8 protein-coding genes are annotated in these 10,677 nt (G+C 43.1%); 5 read left to right on the top strand and 3 right to left on the bottom strand.

Features of this window, described 5'->3' with window-relative positions:
- Positions 1-186: 186 nt before the first annotated feature.
- A complete protein-coding gene (cysS, locus tag PN499_RS11085; protein ID WP_272031922.1) occupies positions 187-1,689 on the bottom strand; it encodes a cysteine--tRNA ligase in 1,503 nt (500 codons plus the stop codon).
- 164 nt (positions 1,690-1,853) lie between these two features.
- Positions 1,854-2,045: a hypothetical protein gene (locus tag PN499_RS11080; protein ID WP_272031921.1), complete on the bottom strand. Its 192-nt coding sequence runs from the start codon at positions 2,043-2,045 to the stop codon at positions 1,854-1,856.
- A gap of 286 nt (positions 2,046-2,331) precedes the next feature.
- Here PN499_RS11080 and PN499_RS11075 point away from each other — a divergent pair, with 286 nt between their 5' ends.
- The 5 genes from PN499_RS11075 to PN499_RS11055 all read left to right on the top strand — a co-directional run bounded on the left by PN499_RS11075 (position 2,332) and on the right by PN499_RS11055 (position 8,902).
- Positions 2,332-3,588, top strand: a complete 1,257-nt coding sequence (locus PN499_RS11075; RefSeq protein WP_007353695.1) for a DUF4912 domain-containing protein — start codon at positions 2,332-2,334, stop codon at positions 3,586-3,588.
- A 597-nt stretch (positions 3,589-4,185) separates the two neighbouring features.
- On the top strand, positions 4,186-5,559 hold the full coding sequence (locus tag PN499_RS11070) for an ABC transporter substrate-binding protein (protein ID WP_272031920.1): 1,374 nt from the start codon (positions 4,186-4,188) through the stop codon (positions 5,557-5,559).
- A gap of 234 nt (positions 5,560-5,793) precedes the next feature.
- Positions 5,794-6,687 carry a carbohydrate ABC transporter permease gene (locus tag PN499_RS11065; protein WP_272031919.1) on the top strand — a complete coding sequence of 298 codons (894 nt, stop codon included), beginning with the start codon at positions 5,794-5,796 and terminating at the stop codon, positions 6,685-6,687.
- A gap of 98 nt (positions 6,688-6,785) precedes the next feature.
- Complete coding sequence (locus PN499_RS11060) at positions 6,786-7,649, top strand: carbohydrate ABC transporter permease (protein ID WP_272031918.1); 864 nt, start codon at positions 6,786-6,788, stop codon at positions 7,647-7,649.
- Positions 7,650-7,837: 188 nt separating this feature from the next.
- Entirely contained in the window at positions 7,838-8,902 is a 1,065-nt protein-coding gene (locus PN499_RS11055) for an ABC transporter ATP-binding protein (RefSeq protein ID WP_272031917.1), read from the top strand.
- Between the two features lie 195 nt (positions 8,903-9,097).
- Here the strand turns inward: PN499_RS11055 and PN499_RS11050 are convergent, their stop codons facing one another.
- Complete coding sequence (locus tag PN499_RS11050) at positions 9,098-10,501, bottom strand: cytochrome c biogenesis protein (RefSeq protein WP_272031916.1); 1,404 nt, start codon at positions 10,499-10,501, stop codon at positions 9,098-9,100.
- Between the last annotated feature and the right edge of the window lie 176 nt (positions 10,502-10,677).

Here is a 10,677-nt window from a genome sequence, read left to right as displayed (position 1 = left end):
CCTCTGAAGAGGACTAATGAGTTTTCTTAGTCCTCTTCAGAGGACTTGATCTTTGAGACAGGGGTTTTAACCCCTGTCGGAGTGAGGGTTTGATGTTAAGTTAAAACACCTTGGGCGAAAGCCTAAGTCCCTACCGTACTTATGAGTTAAAAGTTGCGTAAATACTATATTTTTCACGCATTAGTCTTAATTTCGATGCCAAATAGTTGTACCATCCTTCTGATCGATTAAAGTAATACCTCTATCTTTAAGTTCATTCCGAATGCGATCGCCCTCAGCAAAATTCTTTGCTTTCCTTGCTTCTAATCGTTGCTGAATTAAACCCTCAATATCCTCATCAGTTAATCCCCTAATAACTTCAAGTTTAAGACTAACTTCTGATTGATCAATACGAAGAGTCGCACTGATAGAAATACGATTAGTCAACCCTAAAACCTCGTCGGCTAAACTAACAAGAGTATGCCATTTTTGTTGTAAAACTTCCCCAGGAGTTTCTATTTTTCCCCCATGTACCAAAATATTACGATCGCGCCGTAACTCCTTCGCCAATTCAAATAAAACTGCCAAAGCCCCCGGAGTATTAAAATCATCATCCATCGCCCCCTGAAACTGCTGTACAGCCTCATTATTATCTAGTGGCAATTTCCGAATTTTCTCTGAATCCCAGCCAAACTGATCGCCGTGTAAATCACCAAAAAGCAACCCTTCCTTAATCGTATTCCAGCCATTTTTAGCCGCAGAAATCCCCTCATCTGTAAAATCAATCGGCTTGCGATAATGAGCCATCAATACCAACAAACGCACTACCATCGGGTCAGTTACTCTATCCAATAAATCCCTAATAGTGGTAAAATTGCCCAACGACTTCGACATCTTTTCACCATTAACAGTTACAAAACCATTGTGCATCCAATATCTTGCCAAAGGTTTCCCAGTCACCGCCTCAGATTGAGCAATTTCATTCTCATGGTGAGGAAAAATTAAATCTGCCCCCCCACAATGAATATCAATAGTTTCCCCTAAACTTTGACGTACCATCGCTGAGCACTCTATGTGCCATCCAGGGCGGCCCGAACCCCAAGGCGAATCCCATGCCGGTTCCCCAGATTTAGCCCCCTTCCATAACGCAAAATCAAAGGGATCTTTCTTTTTTTGAGCCTCTGCGTCTTCGGATTCTACCCTACCGCTAGCGCCAGCTTGCATCTCATCAAACTTGCGGCCAGAAAGCTTTCCATACTCAGAAAATTGCCTAACTTTATAGTAAACATCGCCTCCCGACGCATAAGCATAACCCTTACTTTCTAACTCGTGAATCAGCCGTTTAATGCCATCCATCGTATGAGTTGCGCGGGGATACTCGTCGGCTTCCAAGACATTTAGACGCTTCATATCTTCAAAATAAGTCTGAGTGTAGCGTTCCGCTACTTCCTCCATTGAAGATCCCTCTTTTCGGGCCCGATTGAGGATTTTGTCGTCAATATCAGTAAAATTCTGGACGTAGCGCACCTCATAGCCCCGCCACGTCAAATATCGGCGCACGACATCCCAAGCAATATAAGAACGTGCATGACCCAGATGGCAGTTATCGTAGACTGTCACGCCGCAGCAATACATCCGCACTTTTCCCGGTTCTATGGTTTCTAAGGGTTCTACCCGACGAGTCAAGCTGTTGTATAGTTTTGGGCTCATGGCTGGTGTTGATTAATCTACTGCAAGCGTAGAGTGCTTTATCCATACTAAGACCTAACGCCGCCGTCCCGGCAGAAGATACCGCCTGGAAGTTGGCGTTACAGAGCTTATGTCAGGGAATCATGACATAGGGTTTGATGGCGATCCCCAATTACGAGCAAATGTCAGGAAACCATGACATAACGATCCCCAGTTCCTTGTAAATACGTATATGTACTCATAATCAGGCTCAAAACCCCCTTGACCGAATCAGGATTTTTCTGCAACATATAGGACAAAAGCGATCCCCGCGATCCCAAAGAAATGCTTTCATTAGCATTTTGACTACTTAGATAGCGGTTAATGTGGCGAGCCACAAGCGTGAGTAGCAGCCTCAACCATTGTCAAAGAGTCCATCTTGTCTAGCAGGAATCATGGGAAACGCTTTCGTTCGCCAGGATGAAGCGTAAGGGAGCCAAAAAATTAAAGCCCCGGATTGAGAAGGGGACTTAAAAGACGAACAAGAGGCAAGGCTTTCAAGGTGGGAGCGATCGCCAGCTAGGACTTAATATCCAGTCCTAATAGCTTTTAACTCCCAAGGCGCAAACATCTAAGTGTTTCCCAAAACCTAACTTGCCGTCGTAATTACTGGAGAACAGACTCATGGCCAAAGAACGCCCACCTTTAGAAGACATGACTTTGCGGCAACTGCGTAGAGTTGCTAGTGAATATGGAGTCTCTCGCTATAGCCGGATGCGTAAATCCCAACTTCTGGGTTCCATCCAGGAAATTCAACGCACCAAATTTTCATATAGTCCATCTACTACACTAGAGGCACAAGAAACAGTGGAAGCAGCAAAATTTGAACTAGGTCAAGAAGATCGTACTGGCGGCTCTCTGTCATCTGTCGATGAGGGTTTGGCAGATTTGCCCGATGGATATGGCGAAAGCCGGATTGTGTTGATGCCCCGCGATCCTGAATGGGCTTACACTTACTGGGACATTCCCAACAGTCACAAAGAAGAACTGCGTCGCCAAGGTGGCCAACAAATCGCCCTCCGGCTTTACGATGTCACCGATGTTAATCTCGAATATCAAAGTCCTCACAATATTCAAGAATATCCCTGCGATGAACTAGCCCGCGAGTGGTACGTGCCGATCCCTGTGAGCGATCGCGACTACGTAATCGATATCGGCTACCGTTGCGCCGATGGCCGCTGGATAGTCCTTGCCCGTTCCGCCGAAGTCCGCGTTCCCCCCGTCTACCCCAGCGACTGGATTGAAGACCAATTCATCACCGTAGGTTGGGAAGAAGATTTACGCGGTAAAACCTTCTTGGAACTGGTTCCCCCCAGCAAGAAAGTGGCACCTGCCAGTGCTGGCAACCCCATCTACGAACAAATCTTTGGCATGGCAGAATCTGCCGAAGCAATGCGCGTAGCGGGTTCCGTCTTCGGTTCGATGCAGCACGTCGCTGGTTCTATTCAGCAAGTCGCCATCCACGAACAAGCTTTGAGTTCCTATGTCTTCCCCTCCGGTGTGGGTATGTGGGCAGTTCCCACCACCTCCGGGCTCACGATGTCTGGGGTTGGTCTAACGATGTCTGGAGTAGGCTTTGGTGCTTCCATGCCTCCAGCCAAGCCTCGCAAGTTCTGGTTAGTTGCTGACGCTGAATTGATTGTTTATGGTGCTACTGAACCCGATGCTACGGTTTACATCGGCGGACAACCGATCAAACTCAATCCCGATGGCACTTTCCGCTATCAGATGTCTTTCCAAGACGGCTTGATTGACTATCCGATCTTCGCAGTCGCAGCAGATGGCGAACAAAACCGCGCTATCCACATGAAGTTTACCCGCGAAACCCCCGATCGTCGTACCAATACTAAAGAGGAAGCTGTTCTAGAATGGCTTGGTTAAGGGCCTTTGTAAGCTTGTGGAGCAGCTATGCCTATCGCAAGCTACGGTAACACATCCATCTGTGCCAATTTTTTAACCAGCACAAGGTTCAGTTTGGACAGCAGCTCATTTGTTACCGTTAAATTCAGACAACAACCCATAACACCCCCTATACACCGTTCTCCTCTTCTTTAGGAGCGGTGTTTTTTGTAGAGGACTTACGCTCATGGTTAGAGAAACCGGGTTTTTGAGATCGTATGTGGGTCACGCAGAAGGCAGAAGGCAGGAGGCAGGAGGCAGAAGGCTGCTATGCAAAACGAAGTATTTTCGTAAAAAACCCGGTTTCTTTGGTTGGGTGCATAATTCCTGTTGTAGTTAGAGGGCGATCGAGAGTGTCTTATGTAGCGATTGTTTTAATTAAATAAATTAATACTTTCTTGAATTTTTATTGCCAACCCTAATTTATCTTCACCAAAAAATTGAAAATCGAGTTAAGAGAGAGGAGGCGATCGCAATGGGAAGCCTAGTAAAGGGCGCGATCGCAACACCCATTCCCTAAGATAGAAGACTTCTAGTCAAACTAGGCATTCATTCTCAGCCTTAATTCCCGGATCGAAAATGATAAATACTAAACCTTTAGTTCAATTTCTTAGAAGCGTAACCCCAAAAGTCAAAATAAAAAATTTTTCCTTTTTATATTTATCCTTTGTGTGGCGAAGAACACGACTTTACTGGCTGGCATTATTTACTAGCCTCATCTTAGGTATCTTATTTTTCTTTATTCAACCCGCGCTTACTCAGGAACCAACAGTTTTGACCATGCTCATGCAAGGTCAAGACCTCCTTAACTGGAGGCCTTTTGTCGAAGAATTTGAACAGAAAAATCCAGATATTCGCATCAACTTAGTAGAAGGGCCATTTGATAGTAATCTCATAGAAAATCTTTACACCTCTGCCTTCTTGTTAGGAGACTCGCCTTACGACATTATCAATATGGATATTGTCTGGGTTCCCAAGTTTGCAGCGGCAGGTTGGATAATGGATCTTACTAATAAAATTTCCTCAGAACAGCTATCAAAATTTGTCCCCGGTAACGTTGAAGGCGGACGCTATAACGGCAAACTTTACCGCATTCCTCACGCCTCCGATGCGGGAATGCTCTACTACCGCAAAGATATTTTAGAACAAGCTGGAGTCGAACCGCCCGAAACTTTTGAACAAATGGTAAATATTTCTCAAAACTTGCAGAAACAGGGAAAAGCAACTTGGGGTTATCTCTGGCAAGGGAAACAATATGAAGGAGTATCGGCCATGTTTGTAGAGGTATTAGAAGGTTTTGGTGGCTTCTGGGCAAACCCTCAAACCTTTGAAATTGGACTGGATAAACCAGAGGCAATCAAAGCAGTCGAATTTCTTAAAAGTACAATTGCTAGTGGAATTTCACCTCCGGGAGTTACAACTTATGGGGAAGAAGAAACCCGCATTTTGTTTCAAAATGGTCAAACAATTTTCTTAAGGAATTGGCCCTATGTTTGGAAACTGGCTAATGTCGAAGGCTCAAAGATTAAAGGTAAAATTGCGATTAAGCCCATGTTACACGCCGCTGGTAAAAAGGGCGGTTCCTGCTTAGGGGGATGGGGTTGGGGTATTTCCAAAACTTCGCGTCATCCAGAGGCAGCTTGGCGAACAATTCAGTATCTCACCAGCGAGGAAACGCAGAGAAAGTTTATTTTGCAAACCGGGTTTGTTCCTAGTTATAAATCGCTTTTTACTGACAGAGAAGTTGTTGCTCTGTATCCCCATTATCCACAATTATTAAAGGTAGTAGAACAGTCAGCTTTGCGTCCTCCCTTGGCTCAATATGCTCAAGCTTCGGATATTTTGCAGCGTTATCTGAGTGCGGCTTTTACTGGGCGGATGAGTTCAGAAAAAGCAATGAAAGCAGCAGCAAGTGAAACCCGTAATTTGCTGGGAAGTCTTAAATCTTCTTAGGCTAATGGCTAATGGCTAATGGCTAATTGCTAATTGCAATGGCTAATTGCCAATTGTAATTAGCTAGAGTAATAGGTATGATAAAGAGAGCAATTTCTATTTCTTTGAGAACTTAAATAACGCCGCCATCGCTTGCGGTAAAGATACCACCAAGATGGTGGCTTTACAAAGATTTTCCCTAACTGCCTTAGCAGTTGCAATATTAAAGATAGACAATTATCAATCCTTAAATACATGACAATAGACACGATACGGCGACGGGAACAAAAGACGGGTTGGATATTAGTAACACCAGCATTAATTTTGCTGATGATAGTATTTGCTTACCCCATCTTGCGAGCTTTTTGGTTAAGTTTATTTGCCCAAAACCTCGGCACTGAATTAAAACTGGTTTTTGCTGGTTTTGATAATTATACAAGAATGGTCGGTGACGGCCGTTTTTGGCAGAGTTTATGGAATACAGGAGTATTTACAACTTCCTCCGTTTTGCTAGAATTAATCTTAGGAATGGGTATTGCTCTTGTTCTAAATCAACCCTTTAAAGGTCGCGGTATAGTGCGAACAATTTCTCTCTTACCTTGGGCTTTACCAACGGCTTTAATGGGAGTAGCTTGGGCGTGGATTTTCAATGACCAATATGGCATAATTAATGACATTTTAATTCGTTTAGGCTTGATTAAAACTGGTATTAATTGGCTGGGAGATCCAACTCTGGCAATGATGGCAGTTGTGTTAGCAGATGTTTGGAAAACTACCCCATTTATCGCATTGCTTTTGCTAGCAGGTTTGCAGTCAATTTCCCCAGATTTATACGAAGCTCATGCAATTGATGGTGCGACTCGGTGGCAGAGTTTCCGCCAGATTACTTTGCCACTACTATTGCCGCAAATTGTGATAGCATTATTATTTAGATTTGCCCAATCTTTCGGTATTTTTGACTTAATTCAAGTGATGACGGGAGGAGGGCCAGCAGGAGCAACGGAGACTATTTCTATCTATATTTATAGTACAGTAATGCGCTACCTAGATTTTGGCTATGGAGCGGCATTAGTAGTTTGTACTTTCTTGTTCCTGGTAGCAGCAGTTGCTATTGCTGCCCATTTATTATCTAGAGCGCGAGCAAATTAGGTAACACTACCCTCTGGGTGGTAAAAATATCGAGATACCTCCCAGAGGGAGGCGTTACGTTTTAAAGAAGTTTCCATTTATCAATTTAACAGTAAAAAATGGCTATCGCACGACAAAAAACAACTCAAAAAGATTTCAATATTGGCTTAATTATTTTGCCAGTTACTATTTTTTTAGTAGTCGTTTATTTCATGGGGCCGATTTTGTGGCAGGTATTGACTTCTTTCAAGGTTAATGCAGATATTTCTGCTGTTCCTAATGTCTATATTCCTAGACAAATTACCTTCGATCATTACCTTTCTCTGTTCCGCCGTCGCCCTTTCACCCTCTATATTTTAAATAGCGCCTTCGTTTCCATTAGCTCAACATTGCTGTGTTTAGCATTTGGGGCTCCCGCAGCTTATGCTTTGGCGCGGTTGCGACTTTGGGGTGAGAAAATTATCCTTGCTAGCGTTACCATCGTGACGCTTTTTCCCGGTGTACTGCTATTTTTGGGGTTGTTGGAAATTGTCAAAGCTTTGAATTTAGGAAATAATTATTTAGCGTTAATTATTCCTTACACTGCTATAAATTTGCCGCTGACTATTTTGGTAATGCGGAGTTTCTTTCAACAGTTGCCTAAAGATTTAGAAGATGCAGCAAAAATTGACGGCTATAATACTTTTCAAATGCTGTGGAAAATTATTTTGCCGATAACATTGCCAGCGTTAATAACAACAGGAATTTTGACTTTCATCTGTGCGTGGAATGAGTTCATTTTTGCTCTTACTTTTATTACTCGCGAATCTATGAAAACTATTCCTGTAGCAACAGCTCAACTAAGTGGAGCGTCAATGTTTGAAATTCCTTACGGCCCAATTGCGGCCGCTACAGTTTTGGGAACTTTGCCTCTGGTACTTCTAGTTTTGGCATTCCAGCGCCGTATTGTCCAAGGTTTAACTGCTGGTGCAGTTAAAGGATAATTGTTAGTAGTTAGTTGTTCTTTAGTGGCAACTACCAATTAGAAAAAGGGACTAGGGGCTAGAGACTAGGGAAAGAGGGGGAAATGGGGAGATTTTTTTTCCATTACCCATTACCCATTACCAATTAGCAATTAGCAATTAGCAATTAGCAATTAGCAATTAGCAATTAGCAATTAGCAATTACCATCATGGCTAGACTACAACTGATAGAAATCAATAAAACTTACAGTCCTAAAATTGTTCCTGTTAAAGACATTAGCTTAGATGTCCAAGAGGGAGAATTTATCACCTTATTAGGGCCGTCTGGGTGTGGTAAATCAACAACGCTGCGGTTAATTGCAGGGTTAGAACAACCGACTAGGGGGAAGATTGCGATTGGCGATCGCAACGTCACTCATCTCAGACCAGGCGATCGCGACATTGCGATGGTATTTCAAAGTTACGCCCTCTACCCACACATGACAGTCTATGAAAATATGGCTTCTAGTTTAAAATTGCACAAAACTCCCACCGTAGAAATCAAAAGGCGTGTAGAGGAAGTTGCAGAATCACTGGGACTAACAGAATTAATGGAGCGCAAACCCAGCAAAATGTCGGGAGGACAGCGACAACGGGTAGCATTAGGTCGGGCGTTAGTGCGTCAACCAGAGGTATTTTTGTTAGATGAACCATTAAGCAATCTTGATGCTTTACTTAGAGAGCACGTCCGTGCGGAATTGAAGCAGTTATTTAAAACACAAAAAGCCCCTGTAGTTTACGTCACCCACGATCAAACTGAAGCGATGACGCTTTCAACAAAAGTTGCAGTTCTCAACAATGGCATTGTGCAGCAACTCGATCCACCGCACCGAATTTATACCCATCCATCAAATCAATTTGTAGCGGGTTTTGTTGGCAGTCCTCAGATGAATTTACTGAAGCTAAAATGTGAAGGTAATGATGCTATTTTGGGTAAATTTAAAGTGCGTTTACCGCAAATGTTGACAACTCCTCCAGAGATTATTTTAGGTATTCGCCCGGAGCACGTTCGCATTGCTAAATTGGGAGATTTTCAGACAATTGAAGGTCAGGTTTATTTGGTGGAAAATTTGGGAATGCAGAATTTAATTAGCGTCCGAGTAAACGGTGCAGAAGAGGTAAAAGTGCGCGCTTTGACTCCGCCAGATCAAAACTTAAATGATGATATGGTGACGCTGGCTTTTGCACCTGAGTTAATTCACTGGTTTGATGTAAATAGTGGCGATCGGCTATGATAGCAATAAGAAAGTAGAGGTACAATCAAAGTTAATAAGCTTCAAACACAAGCATTTTTTTGCTATAATAGCCTTCAATCTCCGGGCAATTTTTGACTATATCAAAAAAATTCTTTAACGATCCTTCTAATGAGATTAGAGGGGTAGCGGTGTACCCGCCTAAGTTTAAAAACCAGGCGGGGATAGTAGCTACAATTAGTTTTGACTGGCGAGAGTTGTAGGTGCAATCGCACCATCTTTGTCTCCGTCTCCTAATTTATCCAAAATCTCCACAATCTCTCTTTCAAAAGTAACTTGAGCGCGATTTGTACGCCCTCCAATATAAAGACGATCGCCTTTTTGTAAAGCCCAAATTTGCGAGTGAGATACGTAACTCATCATCACGCTCAGCATCAGTAAACCAAAGCCAGTATAAACTAGCGGGATGCCAGGATCGGCTTTAATTTGCAACCCTGTGCTACCAATAACTTCGTCAATAGTTAACATCACTCCGTTAACTTCTGTTGCCATTCCCGCACGCACAGTAGTTAGCAACTTGCCGTCAGAACCATAAATTAGTAGAGTTCCTTGTAAGTCTTTGGCTAACAGAGAAACCCCTGCGCTCAAATCTGGTTTTGTAGGAATCCAAGTTCCCCAAATGCGCCCTTTTCCCTGAGTATCTAACTGAGCCATTGGTAGTTGTAAAACGGGGCTTTTATTGATGCGTACTCGCACCCCAGCAATTCCCCAATCTGCCTGATAAATAGTGACTCCGCGATATCTTAGAGGTTTATTAACGTAAATTGTTTGTTTGTCAACTTCTTTCCCTTCTTCATCCAAAACTGAGAGATCGGAATAAAATTGATCGATATTCCCATCTGGTGTATAATCTATCCAGAAGCGATTCACCCGCAATCCCCAATCTTTAGGTATTTGCGCCTCTGCCCAAGGCCCCGCATCAGTAATATTTTTAATCTGAAATATGTCGCCGCTGGCCACTAATTCTTGACCGAGAAATCCTGTCATTGTTCCCCAGATTGCACCAGCTAAAATAATCAACATACTGGCGTGAACGATAATCGGCCCAATCTTTCCAACTATACCTTTCCGAGCATAAAGTGTGTCGCCTTCGCGAAATATGCGATAGCTATGTTTCTGCAAAAGTTCTGCTAGGGAATTTAAGGAAGATGTTTCTAATTCTGCACTCAAAGCTAACTTTTCAAACTGTCGCGGTTCTTCATAAAATTTCCAGCGACGGGCGGCTTTTAAGGCGGGAAATTGTCGAGTAAATGTACAAGCAGTTAAGCTGGTTCCGAATAAAATTAGAATTGACAAAAACCACCAAGTACGGTAAACGTGGTCTAAGCCTAGAATTAGTAAAACTTTCCAAGTTAGGAAACCAAATAAGGCAGGATGTTCGGGATAGTTAGCTTGGTAAAATTGGACTGGTTGACCTTGTTCGACGATCGTACCGCTGATGCTGAAAATTGCGATAGCTAGTAGTAAAATAATTGCTAATCGTAAATCGGCTAGCACTGGCAATAATTCTCGGCGGAAAAATAGCTTAGGAGTGTTTATCCAGTTGGAAATTTTAGATAGAAATAAATCTTTTGATGGCATGGTAATTGGTAATTGGTAATTGGTAATTGCTAATGGCTAATTGCTAATTGCTAATTGCTAATTGGGGAAAAGGTTTCCTCATCTCCTCTGCTCCCCCGCTCCCCTGCTCCCCCTCTTTCCCTCTTTCCCTAGCCCCTAGCCCCTAGCCCCTAGTCCCTTCTTTATTAAGTAATGGG

The sequence above is a fragment of the Kamptonema animale CS-326 genome (assembly GCF_028330895.1).
In the GTDB taxonomy this organism is placed as follows: Bacteria; Cyanobacteriota; Cyanobacteriia; order Cyanobacteriales; family Microcoleaceae; genus Kamptonema; species Kamptonema formosum.
This window is presented reverse-complemented; position numbering and strand designations above follow the sequence as displayed.

What these genes read in the sequence shown, in the direction of transcription:
- PN499_RS11055 (WP_272031917.1), top strand. Translation starts at nt 7,838, where the DNA reads ATGGCTAGACTACAACTGATAGAAATCAATAAAACTTACAGTCCTAAA.
- PN499_RS11075 (WP_007353695.1), top strand. Translation starts at nt 2,332, where the DNA reads ATGGCCAAAGAACGCCCACCTTTAGAAGACATGACTTTGCGGCAACTG.
- PN499_RS11065 (WP_272031919.1), top strand. Translation starts at nt 5,794, where the DNA reads ATGACAATAGACACGATACGGCGACGGGAACAAAAGACGGGTTGGATA.
- PN499_RS11070 (WP_272031920.1), top strand. Translation starts at nt 4,186, where the DNA reads ATGATAAATACTAAACCTTTAGTTCAATTTCTTAGAAGCGTAACCCCA.
- PN499_RS11050 (WP_272031916.1), bottom strand. Translation starts at nt 10,501, where the DNA reads ATGCCATCAAAAGATTTATTTCTATCTAAAATTTCCAACTGGATAAAC.
- cysS (WP_272031922.1), bottom strand. Translation starts at nt 1,689, where the DNA reads ATGAGCCCAAAACTATACAACAGCTTGACTCGTCGGGTAGAACCCTTA.
- PN499_RS11060 (WP_272031918.1), top strand. Translation starts at nt 6,786, where the DNA reads ATGGCTATCGCACGACAAAAAACAACTCAAAAAGATTTCAATATTGGC.